Here is a 25883-nt window from a genome sequence, read left to right as displayed (position 1 = left end):
TCTCCGGATCAGGGGCTGTCGGGTGCGGTGGTCAGGGCCGAGCCGGGCTCAGCTCTGGCACTGCTTCGCGTTGGTCTTCTCGCAGATGTCGCGGATCGTGTCGTAGTACGCATCGTCGACGGGCTTGGTCGCGTAGAAGACGCTGCGGAAGCCGTCGCTGTCGGCGCTGGTGACACCCGAGGCGATGATCTCGTCGATGGTGACCTCGGAGAGGATGTCGCGCAGCTGCTGCTTGAGCTCGTCGGGCAGGGTGGCCGACTCGACGATGGGGGCGCCGGGGACCATGGTCTCGGCGATCACCTTCACCTTGTCGCTCTTCTCGACCTCGCTGTCCTCGGCGAAGCCGGCCTCGCACTCGACGCCCTCGCCGACCTTCTGCACCGACACGTCGTGCTTGCCCGCGAAGACGGGGGTGACGTCGGTCTCGGAGTCGATGTCCTCGCCGAGCAGGTTGTAGGTCGGGAAGAGGTAGCCCGAGGTCGACGACGGGTCGACGAAGCAGACCTTCTTGCCCTTGAAGTCGGCGAGCGAGGTGATGTCGCTGTCCACCGGGACGATGGCCTGCGAGTAGTAGCCGGGCTCCTGGCCCTCTGCGGTGACGATCGACGAGATCGGGGTGAGCTGGGCGCCGTTGTTGGTGGCGGTGATGTAGGTGAAGCCCGAGAACGAGGCGACGTCGACCTTGCCGGCGATGGCGGCCTCGATGAGGGCCGCGTAGTCGGTGGACTCGTGGTACTCGACGGTCTTGCCGGTCTCCTGGGCGATGTAGTCCATGAGCGGCTGGTAGTTGGTCTCGGTGTCGGCCGAGTCGGGGACGACCCCGAAGACGAGGGTGTTCGCGTCGACGGCGTAGCCGGCGTTCGCGTCGGCGGCGCCGGACTGCTCGGCGGCGTCGGCGGTGCCGGAGCAGGCGGAGAGGCCGAGGGCCAGGAGCGCGGCGCCGGCCAGAGCCAGAGACGCCTTGCGTGCACGGAGGTTCATGAGTGCCTTTCGGGTGGTGTGAGGGACGAACCTCGAGAACTCTCGCACCCGTTCGCCGGAGAAAACTACCTACCTTTGCAATGTTCAAACGTTGTTCACCTATGTCTCCGCAAGGTGAACAATCGGTGCGTTCTGGACCGTCGAGGCCCGTCATGAGTAGTGTTCCTATGTGGCTGACGTGATGTACAAGCAGATCGCCGACGACCTCCGCGCACGCATCGTCAACGGAGAGTTCTCACCGGGCGAAGACGTGCCGACCGAGGCGGAGCTGGCCGAGCGCTGGCAGACCTCGCGCGGCCCGATCCGCAATGCCCTGGCCGAACTGCGCCACGAGGGCCTCATCGAGACCACCCGCGGGCGCCCGGCCCGCGTGCTCGACCGCAAGGCGCAGCAGGCGGTGGACGTGTCGATCCCGTTCACCCGCTGGGCGCGCGAGATCGGCGCCGCCCCGGGAGCGGTCACCCACGAACTGTCGCTGCGGCGGGCGGATGCCGAACGCGCCGCGCTCCTGGAGATCGCCGAGGGCGACCCCATCGTGCAGGTGCTGCGCCTGCGGCTGCTGGGCGGCATCCCGACCATGCTGGAGCGGCTCTGCTACACCGAGGCCGCCGGGCGGGTGCTGTTCGGCGTCGACCTCGACGCGGTGTCGATCACCGAGGTGCTCGAGGCCCACGGGTTCGGCTCGCACGACGTCGACCACGAGATCGACGCGGTGGCCGCCGACGAGCTCGACGCCCGCCACCTGGCGATCGCCGAGGGCTCCCCCGTGCTGCGCCTGCATCGCGTCTCCCGCGACGGCGAGGGGCGCACCTTCGAAGCCTCGGAAGACCGCTACCGCAGCGACATCGTGCGCTTCACCGTCTCGGCATCCGGTCGCTCGCGCACCGGCGAGCACTACGTGCGGGCGCTGCGCGGCTCGTCCTGACCCCGGCACGCCGCCGCGGGTGCGGGCGGCGGGTGCGGGCGGCTCGGTGCGGGCGGCTCACAGCGGGCCGCTCACAGCGCCAGCAGCACGATGCCGCCGGCGACCACGACCGACGCCGCGATGCGCGCGCCCGGGCGCGGCTCGCGCAGCACGAATGCGCCGAACAGGCTCACCAGCACGACGCTGAGCTCACGCATCGGCGCGACGAGGGCGACCGGGGCCATCGTGATCGCGGTGAGCACCAGAATGTAGGACAGCGGCGAGAGGATGCCGAAGGCGATCAGCGGCCGCCACGCCGCACGGGCCACGGCGACCACCTCGCGGTGACGGCGGCGCACGAGCAGCGTGATCGAGAAGAGCGGCACCTCCAGCGCGGTGCAGCCGACCATGAAGGCCACCGGCGACACCTGCCAGGCGCGCAGGGCGTGCGCGTCCCAGATCGTGTAGGCGGCGATGGCGACGCCGGTGAGCAGGCCGAACACGATCGCCGGGTCGAGTCCGCGCCGCCCCGCCGGCCGCTCGCCGCCGCGGTCGACGAGGCCGATGCCGACGACCCCGACGATGACGGCGACCACGCCGACCAGGGCCACGGGGGCGGGGCGCTCGCCCAGCAGCACAATGGCGGCGACGACGGCCAGCAGGGGCCCGGTGCCGCGGGCGATCGCGTAGACGGTCGAGAGACTCCCGGCGGCGTAGCCGCGCTGCAGCACGAGCATGTAGGCCACGTGCAGCACCGCCGAGACGCCGACCCCGAGCAGGAACCCGGCGAGGTCGTCGCCGATGCCGCCGGTGAACGGCAGCGCGACCGCCCAGATCAGCGTGCTCACCAGCGCCCCGCACCACAGGAAGGGCAGGCCCAGGCGACTGCTGCCGTGGGCGAGCACGTTCCAGGCGGCGTGGGCCACGGCGGCGCCGAGCACGAGGACGATGGCGAGAGCGGACATGCGGGACCCTTCGGCCCGGCGCGAGGCGCGACGAGCGGGGTCCTCCGGGCTTTTGTCCTGTCAGATGACGCCCGACCGCTGGGGGTCGTGCGTGGCGCCGCTCGGACCAGGCGGGCGGTGAGGCCCCGGAACCCTAGGCGCTGTCGACACCGACGCTATCAGCATCCGCCCTGTCGCATCGCCCCGCCCGATGCTATCGTTTTTCGATAGATTCCCATCGAACAACGGAGGATGCCATGCATGCGGCCACCATCGTGATCCTGCGCGTCATCATCGCCGTGAGCCTGGCCGGTTCGCTGGTCGTGCAGGGTGTGCTCGTGCCGCTGCTGTGGCTCGACCTGTCGGCGGAGGCGCTGTGGGGGCGCATCTGGGTGTGCGCCACCGTGGTGCTCGGGGTGGCGTGCCTGCAGGTGTTCGCGGTGTGCGTCTGGCGCCTGCTCACGCTCGTGCGCCGCGGCGCGGTGTTCTCGCCCGCGGCGTTCCGCGACGTCGACGTGATCGTCGGCGCGGTGGCCGCCGCCGCGGTGCTGACGGCGGGCCTGGCGGTCGCCCTCGCGCCCGGTCGGACCGCGCCGGGGGTGGTGGCCCTTCTGTGCGGCGGCGCGCTGACCCTCGGCGGCATGGCGCTGCTGGTGGTGGTCATGAAGCGACTGCTGCGGCAGGCGACCGAGCTGCGACTCGAGCTGGACGAGGTCATCTGATGCCGATCGTCGTCGACGTCGACGTGATGCTCGCCCGCCGCAAGATGTCGGTGGGCACCCTCGCCGAGCTGGTCGGGATCACCCCGGCCAACCTCGCCGTGCTCAAGAACGGCCGCGCCAAGGCGGTGCGCTTCACGACCCTCGAGGCGCTGTGCCGGGCGCTGGACTGCCAGCCCGGCGACCTGCTGCGCTACGACGCCGACTGAGCGGGCCGGCCGTACTGCTCGAGCCAGCGCAGCCACACCTCCGACACCGTCGGGTACGACGGCACCGCGTGCCACAGTCGCCGCAGCGGCACCTCGCCGACGACCGCGATCGTGGCGCTGTGCAGCAGCTCGGCGATCTCGGGGCCGACGAACGTCGCCCCGACCAGCACCTCGCGGTCCTCGTCGACGATCGCCCGGGCGTGCCCGACATAGTCGCGGGACTGGGTCGACGCGCCCGCGATCTGCGCGAGGTCGATGTCGAGCACGCGCACGCGCAGCCCTTTCTCCTCCGCCGCCCTGGCGGTGAGCCCGACCGAGGCGACCTGCGGGTCGGTGAAGGTCACCTGCGGCACGGCGTCGTGGTCGGCGGTGGCCACGTGCACGCCCCACGGCGCGTCGTCGACCGGGGCGCCGGAAGCCCGGGCGGCGATCACGTCGCCGGCCGCGCGGGCCTGGTACTTGCCCTGGTGGGTCAGCAGCGCCCGGTGGTTGACGTCGCCGACGGCGTAGAGCCAGTCGCTGCCCCGCACGCGCAGGGTGTCGTCGACCTCGAGCCACGCGCCGGGCTCCTCCCCGACCGTCTCCAGTCCCAGGTCTCCGGTGCGCGGCACGCGCCCGGTCGCCACGAGGATCTCCGCCGCCTCCACCTCGTCGCCGCCGGCCAGGGTCACCACGACCCTCTCCCCGTCGCGGCGCACGGCCGCAAGCTCGGTGCGCAGGCGCACGTCCACGCCCGCGGCGCGCAGGGCGTCGGCGACCGCGTCGCCGGCCACCTCCTCCATGCCGCCCAGCAGGCGGGTGCGCGCGAGCACCGTCACCCGGCATCCGAGCGAGGCGTAGGCGGTGGCCATCTCGCACGCGACGACGCCGCCGCCGACGACCACGAGCGACGCCGGCACCTCCGGCGCGCCGGTGGCCTCACGGCTCGTCCACGGCGATGCCTCGGCCAGGCCGTCGACGTCGGGCAGCAGCGCGGCCGATCCGGTGCACACCGCCACCGCGTGCCGGGCGCGCAGCACGGTCTCGGTGCCCCCGGCATCCGTCACCGTCACCTCACGCGGGCCGCTCAGCCGCCCGTGGCCGCGCACCAGGTCGATGCCGGCGCTCTGCAGCCAGCCGACCTGGCCGGAGTCGTCCCACTCGTGCACGATCTCGTCGCGGCGGCGCAGCACCGCGGCGACGTCGATGTCGCCGATCTCGCCGGCCCCGGGCGCGTCGAGCGCCGCGTGATGGGCGGCGCCGGCGCGCAGCAGCACCTTGGAGGGCATGCACGCCCAGTAGGAGCACTCGCCGCCGACGAGCTCGCTCTCCACGATGACGGCGGTCAGTCCGCCTTGCACGGCACGGTCGGCGACGTTCTCGCCGACGGGTCCGGCACCGATCACGATGAGGTCGTAGAGGGCTGCATCCATGGTCTCCACCTCTATCCGACTGTGACGCAATAAACCACCCCCTTGCGAGGGTGTCGGAGGGCTGTGATTGGGTGGAACCCCGACCCGGAGGTGACATTGGCGATCGAGTTCCGCTCCGTCACGAAGCAGTTCCCCGATGGCACCCTCGCCGTCGACGATTTCAGCCTCGTGATCCCCGCGCACCGCACGACCGTGTTCGTCGGCTCCTCGGGGTGCGGCAAGACCACCCTGCTGCGCATGATCAACCGACTCGTCGAGCCGTCGTCGGGCGTCATCAGCATCGACGGCGAGCCGATCACCACCGGCGACCCCGTGAAGCTGCGCCGCGGCATCGGCTACGTCATGCAGAACTCGGGGCTCCTCCCCCACTTCTCCGTCGTCGACAACGTCGCCACGGTGCCGGTGCTCAGCGGCGTGCCGCGTGCGCAGGCGCGCGCCCGTGCGCTCGAGCTGCTCGACGTCGTGGGCCTCGACCGCTCCCTCGCCACCCGCTACCCGCGGCAGCTCTCCGGCGGTCAGCAGCAGCGCGTGGGCGTGGCCCGCGGACTCGCGGCCGACCCGCACATCCTGCTGATGGACGAGCCGTTCGGCGCCGTCGACCCCATCGTGCGCAAAGAGCTGCAGGCCGAGACCAGCCGCCTGCAGCGCGACCTCGACAAGACCGTCGTGTTCGTCACGCACGACATCGACGAGGCGTTCCTCTTGGGCGACCAGGTGGTCATCCTCGAGAAGGGCGCCAAGATCGCGCAGGTGGGCAGCCCCAGCGAGATCCTCGAAAACCCGGCCAGCGACTTCGTCGCCGACTTCATCGGCTCGGAGCGCGGTGCCCGTGCGCTGCACCTGAAAGACACCGCCCGCGGGCAGGTGCTCGTCGACAGCGACGGGCGCACCCAGGGCGTGCTCGTGCCGGGCCAGGCGGATGCCGTCGGTGCCGGCGCCGGTGGCGCGGGCGTGGGGGTCGGTGGCGTGGGGGCTGCGGGCGTCGGGGCCGGTGGCGGTGGCGAGAAGGCCGGCCCGTGAACTGGGTGCTCGACAACCTCGACCTGATCGGGGAGCTCACCGTCGCGCACCTGCGGCAGAGCGTCATCGCGATCGTGCTGGGCTTCGTCATCGCCCTGCCGATCGGCTGGCTCGCGTGGCGGTTCACGAAGCTGCGCGGCTCGGTGCTCACCACCATCGGCCTGCTCTACACGATCCCGTCGCTGGGCCTGTTCGCCCTGCTGTGGGCGGTGTTCGGCATCCCCTATCTGTCCGAGACGAACCTCATCATCGCGCTGACCATCTACGGCGTCGCGATCATGACGCGCTCGGTGGCCGACGGGCTCGACTCGGTCGACCCGGCCACCCGCGACAGCGCCGTCGCCGTCGGCTACGGCCCGTGGCGCCGCTTCTGGACCGTCGATCTGCCGCTGTCGGGCCCGGTGCTGCTGGCGGGGCTGCGCGTGACGGCCACCTCGACCATCTCGCTGGCCACCGTCGGCATCCTGATCGGGGTGCAGAACCTCGGCTACCTGTTCACCAACGGGTCGCAGCGGCGCATCATCCCCGAGGTGCTGGCCGGCGTGCTGCTGGTGATCGTCATCGCCCTCGTCGTCGACCTGCTGCTGGTGCTCGCCGGCCGCGTGCTGATGCCGTGGGTGCCGCGCCGCGAGAACAGTCGTCGTGAGCGTCGCGCCATGCAGCGGCTGGCCGCGGAGGGGGTGGCATGAACCTCTTCGTCGACGCGTTCGCGTGGATCTTCTCCCCCGACCGGCTCACCGGCTCGCTGCCGCTGCCCGAGGCCATCGCCCAGCACCTCGCCTACACGTTCGGGTCGGTGCTGATCGCCGCGCTCATCGCCATCCCCGTCGGCTGGGCGATCGGGCACACCGGACGGGGGCGCGAGTTCGCCGTCGCCCTCTCGGGCGCCGCGCGCGCCATCCCCACGCTGGGCCTGGTCGTGCTGCTGTACCTCGTTTTCGGCGTCGTCTACAAGAGCGAGGCGGCGGTGCTCGCCTTCGTCATCCTCGCCATCCCGTCGATCCTCGCCGGGGCCTACGCCGGCTTCGAGGCTATCGACCGATCGGTGATCTCGGCCGCGCGCGCCGTGGGGATGACCGAGTGGCAGATCCTCTGGAAGGTCGAGGTGCCCCTCGGCCTGCCGCTGCTGATCGGCGGGCTCCGCTCTGCGACGCTGCAGGTGGTGGCGACGGTCACCATCGCCACCTACATCGGCCTCGGCGGCCTGGGCTTCTACATCATCCAGGGCATCCAGTTGCGCCAGACCGACCAGATCCTCGGCGCCTCGATCCTCGTGGTGGCCCTCGCCCTCGTGCTCGACGGGCTGTTCGCGCTGCTGCAGCGTCTCGTCGTGCCGCGCGGGGTCAGCGGCCGTGCCGCACCGGCATCCGCGCCCGCCGCCCAGCCCGCCCCCGCCTGACCCTTCCCTCCCGCACCACACAGCATCCACAGAAAGGCACCCGCCATGTCCCGCACCCGCACCCGCCTGACGTTCGTCGTCGGCGCCGCCGCTGCCACCGCCCTCGCCCTGAGCGCCTGCGGCTCGAGCGGCTCGCTCACCGAAGGCGAGGCCACCACGGCCCCGTCGGGCTCGTCGTCGACGATCACGATCGGCTCGCAGGCCTACTACTCGAACGAGATCATCGCCGAGATCTACGCCCAGGCGCTCGAGAACGCCGGCTTCACCGTCGACCGCCAGTTCAACATCGGTCAGCGCGACGCCATCATCCCGTCGCTCGAAGACGGCACCATCCAGCTGACGCCGGAGTACACCGGCAACCTGCTGCAGTTCTTCGACCCCGAGACCACCGCCACGACCTCCGACGATGTCTACGCCGCACTGCAGGACGCCCTCCCCGAGGGCCTCGCCGTGCTCGACCAGTCGCCCGCGACCGACCAGGACTCCTACAACGTCACCGCCGCCTTCGCCGAGGAGAACAACCTCACCACGATCGGCGACCTGGCCGGCATCTCGCCGCTGGTGCTGGGCGGCGCGCCCGAGCTCGAGCAGCGCCCCTACGGCCCCGCCGGCCTGAAGGAGACCTACGGCGTCGACGTCACCTTCGAGGCGACCGCCGACACCACCGTCGACGAGCTCGTCGCCGGCAGCATCCAGCTCGCCAACGTCTACTCGGCCGACCCGCTGATCAAGACGAACGACCTCGTCACCCTCGAAGACCCCGAGGGCCTGTTCCTCGCGTCGAACGTGGTGCCGCTGGTGAGCGCCTCCGTCTCCGACGAGATCGCCGACGTCATCAACAAGGTCTCGGCCGCCCTCACCCCCGAGGGCCTGGTCGCCCTCAACGTGCAGTCCACCGAAGACCAGCTCTCGTCCGACAAGATCGCGACGCAGTGGCTGACCGACGAGGGCCTGCTCGACTGACACCCGCGCTCGCGCACCCGAGCCCCCGCCGCCCCGACTCTGGGGAGGCGGGGGCTTTGGGTTGGGGGGGGGTGTGTTGTTTTCGAGGTGCCGGTGGGGGTGGGGGTGGCGGTGGGGGTGGGGGATGTCCCGCAATCGGTGGGTTGCGGGGGCCTGCACCCACTGTGTGCGGGACGGGCCGCGGGTGCGTGTCCCATAATGTGCGGGTTGCAGGGCCCGCACCCGCCGTTCGCGGGACCCGGCTCCGGAGCCTGTCACGCAAAGCGCGAGTCGCGAGGCCCGCACCCACCGTTCGCGGGACCCGCGCCCCGAGCATGTCCCGCAGATAGTCGGATGCCGCCGTCACAGCTGCCGTCGGCGGGACGAATCGGAGGTAGATGCCACGAGTGCGCGACCGCCGCCGCATCCGCAGTCTTCGGTACCGGGCCGGCCACCAGGTCCCGCACACGGCGACTTACGCCCCCACCCGCTCATTGCGGGACCCGCCACTGGACACGTCCCACAAACAGCGACTCCCGGCCACCACACCCGCACAATCTGGGACACGGCCCGAGAGCACGTCCCACAAACGGCGACTTACGGCCACCGCACCCGCACATCGCGGGACGCGGCCCGCGAGCACGTCCCACAAACAGCGACTCCCGGCCACCCACCCGCACAGTCCGAGACACGACCCGCGAGCACGTCCCACAAACAGCGACTCCCAGCCACCACACCCGCACATTGCGGGACCCGCCACCCCAGCACGTCCCACAGACGGCGCCTCCCGGCCACCACACCCGCACAGCCCGGGACACGGCCCGCGAGCACGTCCCACAAACAGCGACTACCGGCCACCGCACCCGCACATCACGGGACACGCCACCCGAGCACGTCCCGGAAACAGCGACTTCCAGGCCTCACACCCGCACTCTGCGGGACACGCCCCGCCGCAACCAGGTGCCCCCGCGCCCAGCCGCCACCCGAGCGCCGCCCTACCCCCGCCTCAGAAAGCGCGGAGGGTCGCGTGCAGACCGCCGTCGATCTGCTCACGACGCAGGATGCCGCGGCGGCGGAGCACCGGAACGAGCTCGTCGAGCGTGCGGTGCACGGTGACCGGATGCAGGTCGCCCCACAGCAGCACGCCGTCGTTGCCCCAGCCCCCGAGCTCTTCGATGAGGTCGGCGAACTCGTCGGCGGTGCCGACGAAGCCCGACCGGTCGGAGAGACGTCCGAGGCGCGCGAGCGCGGTCAGGTGCACGCGCAGCGGTGTGGTGTCCACGTCGCGGTCACCGGTGAGCCGGCGGATCGAGCCGTGCGAGACGTGGTCGCCGAAGACGGCGACATCGAGCGGCTTGTCGAGGTCGAGGGCGGTGAGGTCGGTCTCGAGGTCGCTCGACTGCTTGCGGGCCACCTGCACGAGCGTGGCGTCGTCGGGGGCCGCCGATGCCGCGACGATCCGGTCGGCCTCGTCGCGGCTGGAGACGATGGTCGGCTGGATCGCGAACATGATGCGGATGTCTTCGGGCGCCCGACCGGCGGCGACGGCCGCCTCGTGGATGCGCGCCCGATACTCGCGCACGCTCTTCTCGTGCAGGGGCGCCAGCGCCAGCTGGATATCGGAGTTGGCGCCGGCGAATGCCAGCCCCCGGCCCGATCCGCCCGGGGAGGCGATCACCGGGTCGCCGCTGGGGAACGGGAGCGCGTTGAGCGGACCGTCGAACGAGAAGTGCTCGCCGCGGTGACGCACGGCATCCATGCGCCCGCCGTCGGCGTAGACCCCGGATGCCGGGTCGGCGACCAGCGCGCCGTCGCCCCACGAGTGCCACAGCTCGCGCAGACCCGCCAGCCACTCCTCGGCGCGGTCGTAGGCGGCGTCGTGTGCGAGCGGCGCGGCATCCGAGAAGTGCCGCGCACTGCCGGTGTCGGTGACGACGTTGAGGCCGAGGCGGTGCCCGCTCAGGTGCTGCAGCGTCGCGAACTGGCGCGCGGCGGTGTACGGCAGGGAGGCGGCGGGATTGACCGTCGGGATGACGCCGAGGGTGCGTGTGGCCTGGAAAAGGTAGGGCGCCAGCAGCAGCGGATCGTGCTTGGGCCCGCCGAACGCGTGCCGCACCCGCAGGTCGATCGTGCGCTCCGAGCCCAGCGAGGGGGCGTCTTCGATGAGCAGGAAGTCGAAGCCCGCCTGCTCCAGCTCACGCGCCGACTGCTGGTAGAGGTCGGGGCGCGTCCAGTCGTAATCCCAGTCGAGGGAGGGATACCCCCACCCGTGCGGGCCGAAGCCGCGCGCGAGGAACCAGCCGAAATGCTGCGGCCGGCTCATGCCGTGACGACCACCGTGTCGTGCACGGGCGCGATCCGCGCGATCCCGGCGGCCTCGAAGGCCTGCTCGAGATCGTCGATGAGGTCGACGACGTCTTCGATGCCGATCGACAGGCGCAGGGTGCCGTCGAACACCCCCAGCGCGGCGCGCTCCTCGGGCGTGAGGGCGACGTGGCTGGTGGTGGCCGGGTGCAGCACGAGCGAGCGCACATCGCCCAGGTGGGTCATGTGCGTGAAGGTGCCGAGCCCTTCGACCACGCGCCGCGCCGTGTCGGCGTCGCCGCGCAGGGTGAAGGTGAACACGGCGCCGTATCCGTCGGGCAGCAGCTTCGCCGCGAGCGCGTGATCGGTGTGCGAGGCGAGACCGGCGTAGTCGACCGCGGCCACTTCCGGCCGGGTCTGCAGCCATTGGGCGACGGCGAGGGCGCCGCGGCTCTGCCTGTCGACGCGCAGGCTCAGCGTCTCGATGCCCTGCCCGATGAAGAAGGCGTTCAGCGGCGAGGGGGTCGGTCCCAGTCGCGGCGCGACCGACTCGCGGGCGTAGGCGATGCGGGCGTCACCGCCGGTGCGCTCGGCGATCGACGGCGTGCCGCCGCGACCCGGTTCGACCAGATGGGGGAAGAGGGCACCCGAACGCTCGGCGTCGAAGGTGCCGCTGTCGACGATCGCGCCGCCGAGCACATTGCCGTGGCCTGCGAGGAACTTGCTGGCCGAGTGCACGACCACGTCGGCGCCGTGCTCGATCGGCCGCAGCAGGTAGGGCGTGGCGAAGGTGTTGTCGATGACCAGCGGGATGCCGTGCGCGTGGGCGACGGCGGCGACGGCCTCGATGTCGAGGATGCGGTTGGTGGCGTTGGAGATCGACTCGGCGAACAGCGCCCGCGTCTCGGGGCGGATGGCCGCCTCCCACGCGGCGGGGTCGCCGATGTCGTCGACGAAGGATGCCGTGATGCCGAACCGGCTCAGGTTGTCGCGGATGAGCCCGCGGGTGCCCTCGTAGATGTGGGTCGATACGACCAGGTGATCGCCCGCGGCGGCCAGTGCGAGCAGCGCGACGGTGGTGGCGGCCTGGCCGCTGGCCAGCAGCAGCGCCTGCGACCCGCCCTCGAGCCGGGCCAGTGTCGACTCGACGGTCTCGACGGTGGGGTTGCCGATGCGCGTGTAGGCGTAGCCTTCGCCGGCACCGAAGTGCGCGGCGGCGGCGCCGTACTCGTCGAACTCGAACCCGGCCGTCAGGTGGATCGGCGTCGCCCGCGGCGTCGCCCCATGCAGGCGCACCCGGTCGTGCACCTGCCGCGTCGTGAATCCTCGCCCCATGACCGTCCTCCCAGAACTCGTCCACCCATGGTGCAACGAGCCCGGCGCGATCCCCGGATCGGAGTCGCCCTGTTACGGATCGGCGCGGGCGGCGGGACAGGCGTCGACGGCGCGGCGACCCCCGGAGACCGGGCTACTTCGCGGTCTTCTTGTTGCGCAGACGCACGCCCACCGGCTGCACCTCGACGGTGAACAGCCCGATGGTCTTCACGAGGTCGGACAGCTTCGCGTACCCCCAGTTGCGGGAGTCGAAGTCGGGCTGCTGCTTGCGGGCGAGCTGGCCGACCGCACCGAGCCCGGCCCAGCCCTCGTCGTCGGCGGCGGCCTCGACGCTGGAGCGCAGCAGGCCCACCAGGCGCGCGTCCTGCTTGAGCTTCGCGGCGGGGAGGCGCTCCTGGCGCGGGGCGGGCGCGGCGTCTTCGGCGACGGCATCCGGCTGGGCGGGCGCTTCGAGCACCTCGAGGTAGGTGAACTGGTCGCAGGCGTTGCGGAACGCCTCGGGGGTCTTGCGCTCACCGAACCCGTAGACGGTCACGCCGTCTTCGCGGATGCGCGAGGCCAGGCGAGTGAAGTCGCTGTCGCTGGAGACGATGCAGAACCCGCGGAAGCGCTCGGTGTAGAGCAGGTCCATCGCGTCGATGATGAGGGCCGAGTCGGTCGCGTTCTTGCCCGTCGTGTTGGCGAACTGCTGCATCGGCTGGATGACGTGCTCGCTGGCGGCGACCTTCCACTTGGCGAGCTGGTTCGATGTCCAGTCGCCGTAGACCCGCTTGACGGATGCCGTGCCGTACTGCGCGATCTCGGCGAGGACCGCGCCGATGCGCGACGGCGAGACGTTGTCGGCGTCGATGAGCACGGCGAGCAGGTCGCCGGGTGTGGACGGTGTGGTCTGCGGCATGGGTCCAGTCTCGCAGGTGGCCCGCGTGGGTCACGCGTCCCAGATGTCGAGCGCGCGCTGGGCGAAGAAGGTGACCCACCGCGACGGCTCACCCGGGTCGACATCGAGCGGGAACCACACCCGCCCCTCGAACCGGTGCTCCTGCAGCCACCGGCCGTCGGGCTGCCGGTCGGCGCGCACGCCCTCGATCGCCTCGCCGATGCGCGGGTCGGGTCGGCGCCCGTCGTGGACGGCGGCCTGGGTGAAGTGATCGACCGCCTTGACGGCGGTGAACGGCGCACGGAAGGGGTAGACGCCGATCCCCACCCAGGGCCCGACGACCTCGCCCGTCGACAGCCGGTAGCGCAGGCGCCGCTCGAGCAGGTACTCCTCGCCGCGGTGGCGCACCTCGGCGGTGGCGTCGTCGCCGGTGAGCTGCTCGTAGGCCAGCAGCCCGCGCACCGCGTTGATCGTGGAATGGAACGACGAGCGCGTCGACCCCTCCACCCACTCGCAGTTCCAGCCGCCGTCGGGCAGCTGGTGCTCGCCGAACCAGGCCGCCAGGGCGCTCATGTCGCGCCCGAGCCAGGCGCCGTTGGCGAGGGTCATCGCGTTGATGCACACGTCGACCTCGCCGTCCCAGTAGGGCAGGTCGTCGTACTCCCACCGGGCGGCGGTGAGCTTGTCACCCGTGCCCGCCAGGGCGGCGGCATCCGTCCCCCATTCGCGGAGTGTCGTGAGCGTCCACGTGGTCGCGGTGTAGGGCTGGCCGGCCTCGTCGGAGTGATCCTCGTTCTCCCACCCGGCGGGGAAGAACGCACCCCCGGCCCACTGGCCGTCGGGGTCTTGATGGGCCAGCAGCTGCGCCCCGTGACCTTCTCGCGGGATGCGGGCGCGCGTGGCGCGCCACACCTCTTCGGGCGCCCCGGCGAGGTCGCGCTCGACCTGCCAGCGCAGCGTGGGGTCGGAGTCGAGCAGCCAGTCCAGGACGGCGGTGTCGGTCATGCGCCCACCGTAGGACGCCCCTCCGACACCGCGCGAGGGGGTTCGGCGCGCGAGTCCACCGGGCAGGCCCGGCCCGGTCGGGCGCTTCCCCGTCGGGCGCGTCCCCGTCAGACGCGACCCGTCAGGCGCGACCCGTCAGGCGCGACCCGTCAGGCGCGACCCGAGGCGAAGACGACGGGCACGCCGATCCACTCGGCGAGATCGCGGATCTCGGCATCCACCATCTCGCGTTCCTCGTCGTCGAAGGGGATCATCTCGTGCACGGCGGTGACGACGAGGTTCTCCTTCTTCTTGTCGAGCTCGGCGTCGAGCTGCCCCACGAAGCGGTCGCCGATGAGGATCGGGTGCGCGAAGTAGCCGTAGCGGCGCTGCGCCTTGGGCTTGAACTGCTCGAGCACGAAGTCGAACTCGAACAGCTCCGCCAGCCGCGGCCGGTCGAACAGCATGCGGTCGTAGGGGTTGAGGATCGCCACGCGGCCGCCGGGGTCGTCATCGAGCGCGGCGAGCGCCTCGGGGTCGACGCGCCACTTCCAGGCGCTCCCCTCGACCTCGGCGGGCTCGCCGGCGTCGCCGACGCCCGACCACGACGTCTTGCGGCGCGCGATGCCGAGGGCCTGCAGGCGCCGTGCCTCCAGCATCCGCTCGGCCTCGTCGTAGCCGGGGGCGGGCAGGTTCGCCGGCCAGGCGCGCTCGGTGACGTCCCACCGCCGCAGGCGCCCCTCGCGCCCGACGATGGCGACCTCGCCGATGGCTTCGAGCAGGTCGAGCATGCGCGGCACCTGGTTCGACCCGTACCAGCCGCTCTCGTTCGATCGCTGCACGACGCTGGTGTCGGGGATGTCGGAGGCCAGCAGCGGCCCCTCCTTCTGGAGGCGCCGGGTGATGTCGCGCCGGAACCGCGCGTTGGCGTCGAGGTACTCGACGGTCGACGCGCGCAGCTCGCGCCCCCGCATCCGCGCCGCCATCAGGGGCAGCAGCGACGCCGGCCGGAACTGCCCCGCATGCTCGAACAGCTGCCGGTCGTCTTCGACGGCCTTCTTGAGCTGGCCGGGCTCGTAGGACCAGCCGATGCGCGTCCACGGGATGGTCTGCTCGGCCGGGGCGATGGTGGCCGTGGGGTCGATCTTGATCGCGCCGAGCTGCTCGGCGACCTCGACGATGCCACCCGGCCGGTCGGCGTCGAGCAGCTGCGCGCGCACGGCGATGCGGCGCGCCTCGTCGCGGGTCAGCCGATGCATGGGGAGAGCGTAGCGGCCCCGTCCGACACGGGCGGCCGGATGCCGCGGGCCGGTGCCCCGGCATCCGTGCGGGCGGCGGCCCTGGGCGTGCCGCCCCGCATCCGGATCGGAGGACGCCACCGGGTTCGGAGGATCCGGGCGAAAAGCTCCGAGTCCGGTGCCGACCTCCGAATCCGGTGCCGCACCCGCACCCGCGCCCCGCGCCCCGCGCCCCGGGCCAGCGGCTCCGGGTCAGCGGGCGCCGACCCCCGCGAGGCGCACGAGGTCGTCGCCGACGAGGCGCTGGGTGGTCCATTCGTCTTGCGGGGCGGCGCCGAGCGAGCGGTAGAACGCGATCGACGGGGCGTTCCAGTCGAGCACAGTCCATTCGAGCCGGGAGTAGCCGCGCGTGACGCACACCTCGGCCAGCGACGCGATGAGCGCCTTGCCGTAGCCGCGGCCGCGCTCGCCCTCGTCGACGATGAGGTCTTCGAGCCAGACGCCGTGACGCCCGGTCCAGGTGGAGTAGGTGAGGAACCAGACGGCGATGCCCACGATGCGCCCGTCACGCTCGACGACGTGCGCGAAGGCGCGCGGATCGGCGCCGAACAGCGTGTCGGTGAGCATCGATGCGGTGTTTTGCACGGCATCCGGCTCGCGTTCGTAGTCGGCGAGCGCCTGGATCATGGCGAGGATGCCGGGCTCGTCGCCCGGCCGGGCCGCGCGGAGGGTCGCGTCGCCGGGGAGGGTGCGCACAGTCATGCCTCGAGCATCGCACGCCGCCGGGTCACGAGCGACGCGAGCGCACGCCACCCCACCAGCAGAAGCAGCAGCGAGAGGGCGGCGACCACGATGAACGCGACGGCGGTGCCCTGCCCCGACGCGGCGCGCAGCAGCATGCCCCCGACGAGGGTGACGGCCCACACGGGCAGTCCGGTGCGCAGCGGCGCGAGCGGGGCGCGCCAGGCCTGCGCGACCAGCCAGCCGACGGCGAGCGCGGCCAGGAACGGCCAGGCGGTGGTCCACAGCCCCGCGAGCAGGTCTTCGGCATGGCTGGCGCGCCCGATCACCGCGAACACGACCACCAGCACGACGTCGACGAGCAGGGCGGACAGCACAGAGCGCACGGATGCCATCACTCCAGCCTACGGACGTATCCTGTGCGCATGGACGGGTTCGGCGGCGCGCTGATGTGGGGCTTTCTCACCGTGCTGGCCCTGTTCCCCGTCTACGGCGTGTGGCTGTGGTGGGACGCGCGCCGCTCCCGTCGCCAGGGGCGCCCGCGGGCCCTCTCCAGCGGCGGCATCGTCGGCTTCGACGAGGTGTGGCGGCCGTCGGCGGCCGAGGCGCAGGCGGTGTGGGAGGCGGAGCAGATCATGCCCGCACCCGCACCGATCCCGGGCGACGGCCCCGGCGTGATCGACGGCGGTCGCATCATCATCGAGACCGGGTTGCGGCCCGCGCCCTGACCTCGGCGCCCCCGCGCCTCTGGCCGCCGGCCCCGCACCTACTGCACCGACCAGCCGCCGTCGCTGGGCAGGATGACCCCGTTGAGGTTCACCCCGTCATCCGACAGCAGGAACGTGATCGAGGCGGCCAGCTGCTCGGCCGTGGCGAGCGTCGGGATCGCGGACTGGAACGGCTGCAGCCGGGCGGAGCCGGCCTCGGACACGTGCGGCGGGAAGGGGATGCCGGTGGCCACGCCGCCGGGGGCGACGGCGTTCACGCGGATGCCGTGGGGTCCGTACATGAACGCGGCCGAGCGGGTGAGCCCGACGACGGCGTGCTTGCTGGTCGTGTAGGCGTTGCCCGAGGCGCTGCCGCGCAGGCCCGCCTCGGAGGCGATATTCACGACCGAGCCGCGGCCGGCCGCGATCATCGCCGGCAGCACCGCGCGGGTGAGCTTGAAGGCGCCCGTGACGTTGACGCCCATCACGCGGTCCCACATGGCGTCGGTCGTCTCGTGCAGGGGCGAGAAGTCGTCGTTGATGCCGGCGACGTTGGCGAGCGCGTCTATGCGCTCCCCCGCGGCGGCGACGATCTCGTCGATCGACTCCTGCCGGGTGATGTCGCCGGCCACCGTGACGATGTCGGCTTCGGGAAGGGATGCCGCGAACTCGGCGAGCTTGTCGGCCGAGACGTCGACGGCGACGACCCGGCCGCCCTCGCGCGCCACGCGGGCCGCAGTGGCGCGCCCGATGCCGCTGGCGGCGCCGGTGACGACCACCGTCTGCCCCGCGAAGCGCCCCGCCGTGATCTTCTCCACCCAGCCCGACGGCGCCTCGTCGTCGGGGATCTCGCCGCCGTTGGCCTGGCGCACGAGGTCGTCGACCACCGACTGCGGCAGCTGCCCCTGGCTGAGGGCCACCAGCTGCTGCAGCGGCAGGGCGCGCAGCGGCGCGAGGGTCTCGGCGGTGGCGCCGCTGGCGGCGAGCAGACCGCCCACGAGCGGGCCTCCCACCTCGTCATCGAGCCATTCGCCGATGGGGCTCGCGGCGGTGAGCTTCTTCGCTGACATGATGCTTCGCTTCCTCGGACCTCGGGCGGGTCCGATACTCCAAATCCCGACCGGGAAAAACAATTCCCGCGCGGGAAAGAATAGGCTCGGGGGCGTCGGAATGCCAAGGGGCACGACGCAAGAGACGGGGAACCCATGGCGAAGGCACAGCTTCCGCGACGCGGACGCGGCATCCGCGCCGGCATCGACCTGGATGCGATCGTCGACGCCGCCCGCGGCATCCCGCCCGCCGAGGTCACCATGCAACGGGTCGCCGACGCGCTGGGCGTGGACCGCAAAGCGCTCAACCACCACATCACCGACCGCGAGAGCCTGCTCGAGCTGCTGGCCATCGACGCCTACCGCTCCCGCCTCGCCGACGAAGAGCTCGACCTCGGCGTCACCTGGCAGGACGCCTGCCGCGCCTACGGCCGGGCGATGTGGCGCAGCACCGTCGACACCGGCGAATGGGTCGCCCACTTCCGGTTCACGAGCCCGCGCGACCTCGTCGTGGCCGACGGCTCGGAGATCGTCGCCGAACGACTGCTGGCCGCGGGCCTCGACCCGGTCACCACCAGCCGCGCCATGCACCTGCTGGTGACTACCTGCACCGGCTTCGCCCGCGACGCGATCATCGGCGCCCGCGCCGGCGGCCACCCGCAGATCGAGGCGCTGCGCGATGCGCTGGCCCAGACCGACGAGGGCTACCCCGCCCTGCGGCGCCTGGTCGACGAACGGGTCGACAACTTCGGCGAGGAGCAGCTCGCCTTCGACCTCGACGCGTTCGTCGCCGGCATCGAGCGCCTGCTCCCCTGAGCCTCGGCGCGGCGCGGCGCGGCGCGGCGCGGCGCGGCGGAGCGCGGCGCGCGCCGCCGGCCCCGACATCGGGTCAGTCGCGCGCGAGCACCTCGCCGTGCGGCATCAGAAGCCAGCCGTCGTCGGCGGCCGCCCACTCCCGCCACGCGTCGCTGATGCGCTGCAGCGCGGCGTCGTCGGCCAGCCCGAGCCGGCGCGCGTTGTCGGCGAACGACGAGTGCAGTGCACGGTCGGCCCACGCGCCTCCCCACCAGGCGCGGTCGGCGGGCGTCTCGAACAGCCAGAGGGATGCCGTGGCGTCGATGCGCGCGAAACCGGCATCCTGCGCCCACGCCTTGAGCCGGCGCCCGGCGGCGGGCTCGCCGCTGGTGCCGCGGTGCACCGCGAGGTAGACCTCGCGCCACTCGTCCAGTCCCGGCAGCCGCGGCCACCAGATGGCCCCCTCGTAGTCGACGTCGCGCACCGCGACCACGCCGCCCGGGCGCACGACCCGACGGAACTCGCGCAGCGCCTCGACCGGCCGGGTGAGGTGCTGGAGCACCTGGTGCGCGTGCACGATGTCCCAGGTGGCGTCGGCATCCGACAGGGCGTAGGCGTCGTCGACGGCGAACTCCACGCCGGCGACCCCGGCCGCTGCCCGCGCGGCCTCGGCCTCGGCCACGACCGCCGCCGACGCGTCGATGCCCCGCACCCGCCCCGGAGCCACGCGCGCGGCGAGGTCGAGGGTGATCGTGCCCGGCCCGGCGCCCACGTCGAGCAGGTCGAGGCCCGCCCGAAGGTGCGGCAGCAGGTACGCCGCCGAGTTCTCGGCGGTGCGCCAGCGGTGCGAGCGCAGCACGCTCTCGTGATGTCCGTGGGTGTAGTCGTCGGCCATGCACTCATTGTGGCGGGGCGGGCGCCCCGCCGCGCTCACATGTCGGCGGGGGTCCACTCCGACACGGCGTCGAGCTCGGCGACCTCGTCGGCCGTCAGCTGCGTCGACGCACCGGCGAGCAGGTCGGGAAGCTGATCGGGGCGCGAGGCCGACGCGAGCGGCGCGACGACGGCGGGCTTGGCGCGCAGCCATGCGATCGCGGTGGCCGCGATCGAGACGCCGTGCGCCGAGCCGATGCGCTCGAGGGTGTCGATGATCTGCAGGCCCTGCGGGGTGGCGTACTGGGCGGCGCCGGCGGCACGCGGCGAGGACTGCCCCTCGGTGTCGGTGGAGCGGTACTTGCCGGTGAGGAAGCCCTTGGCCAGCGAGAAGTAGGGAACGACGCCCAGGCCGAGCTCTTCGGCGGCGGGGATGATGTCGTTCTCGGTCTCGCGGTGCACGAGGTTGTAGTGCGGCTGCACCGCCACCGGCTCCGCCACGCCCAGCTCGCGGGCGATGCGCACCCACTCGCGGATGCGGTCGGCCGAGTAGTTCGAGACGGCGGTGTGGCGCACGATGCCGTCGGCCACGAGCGCGCCGAAGGCGGCGACGGTCTCTTCCAGCGGGGTCTCGGCGTCGTCGAAGTGGGCGTAGTACAGGTCGATGGACTCGACGCCGAGTCGCTCGCGGGAGGCCTCGGCGGCGGCGCGCACGTTGGCGGCCGCGAGACCCTTGAAGTCGGGGTGCTGGCTCACCTTGGTGGCGACGGTGACCCCGGCGGGGCGGCGGTCGGCCAGCCACGCGCCGATGATCCGCTCGCTGTCGCCGCCGGTGTTGCCCGGCACCCAGGCGCTGTACGAGTCGGCCGTGTCGATGAAGTCGCCACCGCCGGCGACGAACGCGTCGAGGATCGCGAAGGAGGTGTCGCGGTCGGCCGTCCAGCCGAACACGTTGCCGCCGAGGGAGAGGGGGAAGACGTCGAGGTCGCTGTTTCCGATGCGGGTCATGATGAGGTCAAGTCTGACCGACCGCGGGGTATTCCGCCGACGGCATCCATTCACTGGAATGAACCGGACGGGCGTACGGTTGCCAACGACATGGAACGCTTCGGAACCCTCTCCTTCGGCCATTACGGCCCCCTCGGCGGCGGACGCCAACTCACCGCCGCCGACTCGATGCTGCAGGCGATCGACCTCGCCCAGGGCATGGACGACCTCGGCGTCAACGGCATCTCGTTCCGCGTGCACCACTTCGCCCGGCAGCAGGCCTCGCCGATGCCGCTGCTGGCGGCCATCGCCGCCAAGACGACGCGCATCGAGATGGGCACCGGCGTGATCGACATGCGCTACGAGAACCCCCTCTACCTGGCCGAAGAGGCCGCCGCCGTCGACCTCATCTCGGGCGGACGCCTCGCCCTCGGCGTGAGCCGCGGCTCACCCGAGACCGTCGTGCGCGGCTACGAGGCGTTCGGCTACGCCGCCGACGACCCGCGCGGGGCCGACCTCGCCCGCGAGCACTTCGAGCTGTTCTGGCGCGCCATCCACGGCGAGGGCCTCGCCGAGCGCGATGCCGACAGCCCCTTCGGCGGCGGCAGCGGACTGCAGCAGATCGAACCCCAGTCCCCCGGACTGCCCTCGCGCATCTGGTGGGGGTCGGGCACCCGCGGCACGGCCGAGTGGGCCGGCGCACAGGGCCTCAACCTCATGTCGTCGACGCTCGTCACCGAAGCCGACGGCCGCCCGTTCGACGTGCTGCAGGCCGAGCAGATCGCCGCGTTCCGCGCCGCCTGGGCGGATGCCGGACACCCCGGCACCCCGCGGGTCTCGGTGAGCCGGTCGATCTTCCCGATCACCACCGCCGAAGACGAGCTCTACTTCGGCCACAGCCAGGAGGGCGACGGCATCGGCTACATCGACGGCTTCCGCTCGACCTTCGGCAAGACCTACGCCGCTGCGCCCGACGTGCTCGTCGAGCAGCTCAGACAGGACGCCGCCATCGCCAGCGCCGACACCCTCATGCTCACCATCCCGAGCCAGCTGGGCGTCGCGTTCAACCTGCGGGTCATCGAGTCGTTCGCGACCCACGTCGCCCCGGCGCTCGGCTGGAAGCCCTCCACCGCGTGACCTGACCGGATGCCGGGTGCTGCGGCATCCGTGCGGGGGGTGCGGGTCGCCGGCTCGCGGCATCCGGTCGCGGTTCTTCCGTCCGACGCACGGCATCCGGTCGGCGTCCGGCCGCCCGACGCGCGGCATACGGTCGGCATTCGGCCGCCCGACGCGCGGCATCCGTCTCGGAGATCAGTACCGGGATCGGAGGATTCCGGGCGCATCCTCCGAGATGGATCGCACACTCCGAAATGCGCCACCCGCGGATGCCGCCACCCGGACACCCGCGAACGTCGGCGCGCATCGGCCACCCCTCGAACCGCAACAGCGCGGCCCCGAGGACTCGCCCGCGGTCGAGAACTCCGCCTCCCCAGCATCCGTTTCGGAGATCAGTACCGGGATCGGATGATTCCGGGCGAATCCTCCGAGACAGATCGCGCACTCCGAGAATGCTTAACCTTGGATGCCGAGCCGCGCAGATCGTTCGCTGCGGCGCGCGCCTCCCCTGCGCCCTCCGCACCACAGCAGCGGCGATCCCGGGGCCGTCCCGCCCCGACAACGTCCCCTCCGCAGCATCGAGTTCGGAGCGCAGCACCCGACTCGGAGGATTCCGGGCGCATCCTCCGAGATGGATCGCACCCTCCGAAATGCGTGGCCCGCGGATGCCGCCACCCGCCTACCCGGCCGAGAGACCGAGCACGGGGTAGAGCACGGAGAAGCCCTCCTCCAGGCCGCCGGCGAGGGCGGGGCCGGTGTGGCCGGCGCCGGGGACCTCGTACTGGGTGACGGTCATGCCGACCGCCTTGGCCTGGTCGGCGAGTTTGACCGAGGCGGCAGAGAATCCGGGGTCGTCGGAGCCGGCGGTGAACACCGCGGTCATGCCGCGGTAGGCGCCGGCGGGGGCCTTCTGCATGATGGTGACGGGCTTGGAGGCCTCGAACGCGCTCTGGTCGCCGCCGTAGACGGTGGCGAGGGTCTGGTCGACCCGCTCCGACCCGGGGAATTCCTCGCCCGACACGTCGAGGATGTTCTTCCACTTCTCGGGGAAGGCGGCCCCGTAGGTGATGGCGCATCCGCCGCCGTTGGAGTAGCCGGCGATCACCCAGTAGCGCGGGTCGTCGATGATGTGCAGGTTCTGCTTCGCCCAGGCCACGACGTCGGTGGTGATGTAGGTGCGCGCGTTGCCGAAGCCCTGCGAGTCGGCGCACGCGGGGTCGTTGCCGGCCGGGTCTGCGCCGTCCTGACCGAGCTGATCGGCGACGATGACGATGGGCGCCAGGCCGTCGTGCTGCGCGGCGAATTCGTCGAGCACGTCGCCGATGGCGGTCGGATCGGGGTTGCCGGGCTGGCCCATCATCATGATGACCAGCGGCAGCGCGGGGGCGTCGGCGCCCAGGGCGGCGGGCGGCAGGTAGATGCCGGCGTCGCGCGCATCGAAACCCGACGCGGTCGCCGGGATCTTCTGCGTGCCGCGCGTGCCCTTGGCAGGCATCCCCGCCGGCGCCTGCCAGGTCTGATAGATCTGCGCGTCGGGTGCCGGCGCCGCGGCGGTCGACGCACCGTCGGGCAGGTCGAGCTCGTTCAATCCCGAGATGCCGAAGATGCTGCCGAGGGTGGGGTTGAGGTCGTACCAGTCGTTGATGCCGAGCATGGCGGTGAACAGGAACACCGGCACCGCGAGGATCGAGACGATGCGCCGCCACACGCGCGCGCCGACGAGCCCGCCCAGGGCGAACCCCGAGGCGGCCAGTGCCGCGCCCGCCCACGCGAGGGCCGCCAGCGGCAGCGGGTCGCCGAAGACGAGCGAGACGTTGGCGTAGACCCACACCGCGGTGGCGATGAGGCCGCCGATGACCGCGCCGACCAGCGCCCAGCGCAGCGCCCGCCGGCGCCACCGCCGCACGACGAGGATGACGACGAGCACGGCCGCCAGGGCGTAGACCGCCCACGGGAACGGTCCGTCGATGACCTGCAGCTGCCAGATGTTCATCATGCCTCCTTGCAGAAGAGTACGGCGCGGCACCTGCGGAATCCCACCCCGACGCACCGTCGGAAAAGACCTGCCAGGGGACCGGAAGAACCGATGTGCTCAGACCACTGGACTGACCGTGAAAAACGTGAATAATGAGTGGTATGACCTCAGGACGACCGCTCACCTACAGCGCGATTTCCAGCTACTCCCGCGTCGAGATCCTCAATCTGATCCAGCGTGAGCCCCAGCGCACGGTCGCCGATGTGGTCGGCGCGACCGACCTGCACCCCAACACCGTCCGCGAGCACCTGCAGCGACTCATCGAAGACGGCTACGTCGTCGCCGAGACCGAGCACCGCACCACGCGGGGCCGGCCGCGCGTGCTCTACAGCGCCGCCGACGGCGAGGCCACCTTCAGCGCGGTGCAGGAGCGCAAGGTCAAAGACGCCGCCCAGCGCGGCGACCTCATGCGCCGCGTGCTGCCCGGCGCTCCGCCCGTGCTCGAGACCGACGCGCTGCACCAGGTCGACGCGCTGGTCGAAGACCTCATCGACGCCGGGTTCGACCCGATCATCGACGAGACGAACCTCACCGTCGAACTGACCCCCTGCGCGCAGGCCGAAGCACAGGCCGCCCACCGCGAGGTGCTGTGCGCCGTGCACCTGGGACTCATGCAGTCCGTCCTCAACCAGGCCGGCGGCCCGCTGGCGATCGACGGGATGCGCACCTCCTGCGACCCGCGCGACTGCGTGATCCAGCTGATGCTCGCCGCGCGCGCCTGAGCCCACCGACAGCGCGCCTGAATCCACCGACCGAGCAACACGAGTCCGCCGACCGATTAAACACGGCGCGGGGCCCCTGGAAGGCTGGGAGCACTCTGTGTACCTTCAGTCCCGAGGAAGACCCGCCCGACCGAGGGGAAGACGAGCATGGAGTTCCTGGATCCGCTGATCCTCGCCCGATGGCAGTTCGGCCTGACGACGCTGTACCACTACATCTTCGTGCCGCTCACCCTCGGCATGGGCCTGGTCGTGGCCATCTTCCAGACGGTGTGGCACCGCACCGGCGACGTGAAGTGGCTGCAGCTGACCCGCCTGTTCGGCGGCATGTTCCTCATCAACTTCGCGATGGGCGTGGTCACCGGCATCGTCCAGGAGTTCCAGTTCGGCATGAACTGGTCGGCCTACTCGCGCTTCGTCGGCGACGTGTTCGGGGCGCCGCTGGCCTTCGAGGGCCTCCTCGCCTTCTTCCTCGAAGCCACCTTCCTCGGCCTGTGGATCTTCGGGTGGAACCGCCTGCCCCGCGGCCTGCACCTGGCGAGCATCTGGGTCGCCTGGATCGGCGCGACCCTCTCGGCCTACTTCATCCTCGCCGCCAACTCGTTCATGCAGAACCCGGTCGGCTACACCATGGCCGCAGACGGCGGGCGCGCCGAGCTCACCGACTTCTTCGCGGTGCTCACCAACCGGGTGGTGCTGGCCACATTCCCGCACACGATCTTCGCGGCGTTCATGTTCGCCGCGGCCGTGGTCATCGCCACCGCCGCCTGGCACCTGCGCCGCGGCCAGCACCTGGAGAGCATGCGCAAGGCGCTGCGGTTCGGGCTGTGGTTCCTGGTGATCTCGTTCGCCGGCGTCGCCGTGTCGGGCGATCTGCTGGGCCTGCAGATGGTCGCCACCCAGCCGATGAAGATGGCCGCCGCCGAAGCGCTCTACAACACCGCGTGCGGCGCGGATGCCTCGTTCTCGATCTTCTCGCTGGGCACCCCCGACGGCACGAGCGAGATCTGGTCGCTGCGCGTGCCCTACCTGCTGTCGTTCCTGTCGACGCACACCCTCGACGGCTGCGTGGAGGGCATCAACGACCTCAACGCCCAGTACGCCGCGCAGTGGCCGGCGTGGGCCGACCAGCTCGGCGGCGAGGGCCTGAGCTTCGCCCCCACCATCTGGGTCACCTACTGGTCGTTCCGCTGGATGATGGGCTTCGGCGGGCTCGCCGCGCTCATCGCCGTCGCGGGCCTGTGGCTCACCCGCAAGAACGCGAAGCGCCCGGTGCCGCAGTGGGCCTGGCGGGTCGCGATCTGGGCGGCGCCGCTGCCGATGCTCGGCAGCCTCGTCGGCTGGGTGTTCACCGAGATGGGCCGCCAGCCCTGGATCGTGTTCGGCCTCATGCTCACCGAAGACGGCGTCTCGCCCTCGGTGCCCGGCTGGAACGTGCTCATCTCGCTCATCGCCTTCACCGCCATCTACGCCGTCCTGGCGGTGGTGGAGTTCAAACTCATCGTCCGTGCCGCCCAGAAGGGCCCCGAAGAGATCGCGCCGCCCGGCGAGGACTCCGCACCGCACGACGACACCCTGGCCACGGTCTACTAG

Annotated in this window: 26 protein-coding genes; 12 read left to right on the top strand and 14 right to left on the bottom strand. The window is 71.9% G+C overall.

Annotation, left to right across the window (positions count from 1 at the left end):
• Positions 1–48 precede the first annotated feature (48 nt).
• Positions 49–981 carry a phosphate/phosphite/phosphonate ABC transporter substrate-binding protein gene (locus tag N3K63_RS11630; RefSeq protein WP_261580340.1) on the bottom strand — a complete coding sequence of 311 codons (933 nt, stop codon included), beginning with the start codon at positions 979–981 and terminating at the stop codon, positions 49–51.
• A gap of 169 nt (positions 982–1150) precedes the next feature.
• Between N3K63_RS11630 and N3K63_RS11625 the strand changes: the two genes are divergently transcribed.
• Positions 1151–1906: a GntR family transcriptional regulator gene (locus tag N3K63_RS11625; protein WP_261580339.1), complete on the top strand. Its 756-nt coding sequence runs from the start codon at positions 1151–1153 to the stop codon at positions 1904–1906.
• A gap of 71 nt (positions 1907–1977) precedes the next feature.
• Here N3K63_RS11625 and N3K63_RS11620 read toward each other — a convergent pair whose 3' ends face one another.
• Complete coding sequence (locus tag N3K63_RS11620; RefSeq protein WP_261580338.1) at positions 1978–2850, bottom strand: EamA family transporter; 873 nt, start codon at positions 2848–2850, stop codon at positions 1978–1980.
• A 236-nt stretch (positions 2851–3086) separates the two neighbouring features.
• On the opposite strand from N3K63_RS11620, the gene N3K63_RS11615 reads away from it, so the two are divergent.
• Together N3K63_RS11615 and N3K63_RS11610 are read left to right on the top strand one after the other, a co-directional pair.
• A complete protein-coding gene (locus tag N3K63_RS11615; protein ID WP_261580337.1) occupies positions 3087–3551 on the top strand; it encodes a DUF2975 domain-containing protein in 465 nt (154 codons plus the stop codon).
• Positions 3551–3757, top strand: a complete 207-nt coding sequence (locus N3K63_RS11610; protein ID WP_261580336.1) for a helix-turn-helix domain-containing protein — start codon at positions 3551–3553, stop codon at positions 3755–3757. Before N3K63_RS11615 ends, N3K63_RS11610 begins: the two co-directional genes overlap by 1 nt.
• On the opposite strand, the gene N3K63_RS11605 is transcribed toward N3K63_RS11610, so the two are convergent.
• Complete coding sequence (locus N3K63_RS11605; protein ID WP_261580335.1) at positions 3742–5169, bottom strand: dihydrolipoyl dehydrogenase family protein; 1428 nt, start codon at positions 5167–5169, stop codon at positions 3742–3744. The two genes, N3K63_RS11610 and N3K63_RS11605, sit on opposite strands and share 16 nt — an antisense overlap.
• Before the next feature lie 96 nt (positions 5170–5265).
• Between N3K63_RS11605 and N3K63_RS11600 the strand changes: the two genes are divergently transcribed.
• Genes N3K63_RS11600 through N3K63_RS11585 form a run of 4 tightly spaced genes read left to right on the top strand, consistent with a single transcriptional unit; the run spans position 5266 to position 8551 of the window.
• Positions 5266–6189, top strand: coding sequence for an ABC transporter ATP-binding protein (locus N3K63_RS11600; protein ID WP_261580334.1), 924 nt, complete (start codon positions 5266–5268; stop codon positions 6187–6189).
• Positions 6186–6878 (top strand): ABC transporter permease, encoded by a 693-nt coding sequence (locus tag N3K63_RS11595; RefSeq protein WP_261580333.1) that lies wholly within the window; start codon positions 6186–6188, stop codon positions 6876–6878. Before N3K63_RS11600 ends, N3K63_RS11595 begins: the two co-directional genes overlap by 4 nt.
• A complete protein-coding gene (locus tag N3K63_RS11590; protein WP_261580332.1) occupies positions 6875–7588 on the top strand; it encodes an ABC transporter permease in 714 nt (237 codons plus the stop codon). Before N3K63_RS11595 ends, N3K63_RS11590 begins: the two co-directional genes overlap by 4 nt.
• Positions 7589–7633: 45 nt before the next feature.
• Positions 7634–8551 (top strand): ABC transporter substrate-binding protein, encoded by a 918-nt coding sequence (locus tag N3K63_RS11585; protein WP_261580331.1) that lies wholly within the window; start codon positions 7634–7636, stop codon positions 8549–8551.
• A 985-nt stretch (positions 8552–9536) separates the two neighbouring features.
• Here the strand turns inward: N3K63_RS11585 and N3K63_RS11580 are convergent.
• The 7 genes from N3K63_RS11580 to N3K63_RS11550 all read right to left on the bottom strand — a co-directional run bounded on the left by N3K63_RS11580 (position 9537) and on the right by N3K63_RS11550 (position 16404).
• Positions 9537–10853 (bottom strand): LLM class flavin-dependent oxidoreductase, encoded by a 1317-nt coding sequence (locus tag N3K63_RS11580; RefSeq protein WP_261580330.1) that lies wholly within the window; start codon positions 10851–10853, stop codon positions 9537–9539.
• Positions 10850–12169: an O-acetylhomoserine aminocarboxypropyltransferase/cysteine synthase family protein gene (locus N3K63_RS11575; protein ID WP_261580329.1), complete on the bottom strand. Its 1320-nt coding sequence runs from the start codon at positions 12167–12169 to the stop codon at positions 10850–10852. Before N3K63_RS11575 ends, N3K63_RS11580 begins: the two co-directional genes overlap by 4 nt.
• 133 nt (positions 12170–12302) lie before the next feature.
• Positions 12303–13067: an NYN domain-containing protein gene (locus N3K63_RS11570; RefSeq protein ID WP_261580328.1), complete on the bottom strand. Its 765-nt coding sequence runs from the start codon at positions 13065–13067 to the stop codon at positions 12303–12305.
• A gap of 30 nt (positions 13068–13097) precedes the next feature.
• The gene (locus N3K63_RS11565) at positions 13098–14051 is read right to left on the bottom strand and encodes a squalene cyclase (protein WP_261580327.1); all 954 of its coding nucleotides are present in this window, start codon (positions 14049–14051) and stop codon (positions 13098–13100) included.
• A gap of 149 nt (positions 14052–14200) precedes the next feature.
• Positions 14201–15289, bottom strand: a complete 1089-nt coding sequence (locus N3K63_RS11560; protein ID WP_261580326.1) for a DNA glycosylase AlkZ-like family protein — start codon at positions 15287–15289, stop codon at positions 14201–14203.
• Between the two features lie 231 nt (positions 15290–15520).
• Entirely contained in the window at positions 15521–16030 is a 510-nt protein-coding gene (locus N3K63_RS11555) for a GNAT family N-acetyltransferase (RefSeq protein WP_261580325.1), read from the bottom strand.
• Complete coding sequence (locus tag N3K63_RS11550; protein ID WP_261580324.1) at positions 16027–16404, bottom strand: DUF3054 domain-containing protein; 378 nt, start codon at positions 16402–16404, stop codon at positions 16027–16029. Before N3K63_RS11550 ends, N3K63_RS11555 begins: the two co-directional genes overlap by 4 nt.
• 30 nt (positions 16405–16434) lie before the next feature.
• Here N3K63_RS11550 and N3K63_RS11545 point away from each other — a divergent pair, with 30 nt between their 5' ends.
• Positions 16435–16737, top strand: coding sequence for a hypothetical protein (locus tag N3K63_RS11545; RefSeq protein WP_261580323.1), 303 nt, complete (start codon positions 16435–16437; stop codon positions 16735–16737).
• A 38-nt stretch (positions 16738–16775) separates the two neighbouring features.
• Here the strand turns inward: N3K63_RS11545 and N3K63_RS11540 are convergent, their stop codons facing one another.
• On the bottom strand, positions 16776–17786 hold the full coding sequence (locus tag N3K63_RS11540) for an SDR family NAD(P)-dependent oxidoreductase (protein ID WP_261580322.1): 1011 nt from the start codon (positions 17784–17786) through the stop codon (positions 16776–16778).
• 135 nt (positions 17787–17921) lie between these two features.
• On the opposite strand from N3K63_RS11540, the gene N3K63_RS11535 reads away from it, so the two are divergent.
• Complete coding sequence (locus N3K63_RS11535) at positions 17922–18581, top strand: hypothetical protein (RefSeq protein WP_261580321.1); 660 nt, start codon at positions 17922–17924, stop codon at positions 18579–18581.
• Between the two features lie 73 nt (positions 18582–18654).
• Here N3K63_RS11535 and N3K63_RS11530 read toward each other — a convergent pair whose 3' ends face one another.
• Both N3K63_RS11530 and N3K63_RS11525 read right to left on the bottom strand, forming a co-directional pair.
• Complete coding sequence (locus tag N3K63_RS11530; RefSeq protein ID WP_261580320.1) at positions 18655–19455, bottom strand: methyltransferase domain-containing protein; 801 nt, start codon at positions 19453–19455, stop codon at positions 18655–18657.
• 35 nt (positions 19456–19490) lie between these two features.
• Complete coding sequence (locus N3K63_RS11525; RefSeq protein WP_261580319.1) at positions 19491–20441, bottom strand: aldo/keto reductase; 951 nt, start codon at positions 20439–20441, stop codon at positions 19491–19493.
• 90 nt (positions 20442–20531) lie between these two features.
• Between N3K63_RS11525 and N3K63_RS11520 the strand changes: the two genes are divergently transcribed.
• Positions 20532–21557 (top strand): LLM class flavin-dependent oxidoreductase, encoded by a 1026-nt coding sequence (locus N3K63_RS11520; protein WP_261580318.1) that lies wholly within the window; start codon positions 20532–20534, stop codon positions 21555–21557.
• A gap of 658 nt (positions 21558–22215) precedes the next feature.
• Here the strand turns inward: N3K63_RS11520 and N3K63_RS11515 are convergent.
• Positions 22216–23529, bottom strand: a complete 1314-nt coding sequence (locus tag N3K63_RS11515) for an alpha/beta hydrolase (RefSeq protein ID WP_261580317.1) — start codon at positions 23527–23529, stop codon at positions 22216–22218.
• A gap of 143 nt (positions 23530–23672) precedes the next feature.
• On the opposite strand from N3K63_RS11515, the gene N3K63_RS11510 reads away from it, so the two are divergent.
• Together N3K63_RS11510 and N3K63_RS11505 are read left to right on the top strand one after the other, a co-directional pair.
• A complete protein-coding gene (locus tag N3K63_RS11510) occupies positions 23673–24293 on the top strand; it encodes a helix-turn-helix transcriptional regulator (RefSeq protein ID WP_261580316.1) in 621 nt (206 codons plus the stop codon).
• A gap of 147 nt (positions 24294–24440) precedes the next feature.
• Positions 24441–25883, top strand: coding sequence for a cytochrome ubiquinol oxidase subunit I (locus N3K63_RS11505; RefSeq protein WP_261580315.1), 1443 nt, complete (start codon positions 24441–24443; stop codon positions 25881–25883).

Source organism: Microbacterium festucae, assembly GCF_025421715.1.
GTDB classification, from domain to species: domain Bacteria; phylum Actinomycetota; class Actinomycetes; order Actinomycetales; family Microbacteriaceae; genus Microbacterium; species Microbacterium festucae.
This window is presented reverse-complemented; position numbering and strand designations above follow the sequence as displayed.